Source organism: Citrobacter sp. TBCS-14, assembly GCF_005280805.1.
GTDB lineage: Bacteria > Pseudomonadota > Gammaproteobacteria > Enterobacterales > Enterobacteriaceae > Citrobacter > Citrobacter gillenii.
On sequence record NZ_SZWM01000535.1, the window covers coordinates 1 to 275 of the forward strand.

At 56.0% G+C, this 275-nt stretch carries 1 protein-coding gene; it reads right to left on the bottom strand.

Going from position 1 to position 275, the window contains the following annotated elements:
* On the bottom strand, positions 1-275 hold a 275-nt coding region (locus tag FDX22_RS19735; protein WP_304571780.1), incomplete at both ends, for a DNA/RNA-binding winged helix domain-containing protein.

A 275-nucleotide genomic window follows, 5' to 3' on the forward strand; every position in this document is an offset into this window, starting at 1 on the left:
AGAGGTTCTACTTTTTGCCAGATAGCCCGCTGCTCATCGCTAAAACCGGCCTTATGATCCGGCAAATGTAGCCAGCCATGATGGCTATCAATAGCGCCGCTATCGCGCATCTTTTCAATCAGCAGCAGGACCAGCGCTTCATCTTCCATCGGCAGGGCCATACGACGCAGGCGTTCACGTCCAGGTCCCGGCTCATCACGGTGCTGTTCATGGTAGGTCGCCAGCGTATCCAGAATCTTACGCTGCCAGCGTGCAGCAACGGGCGCATTCAACAG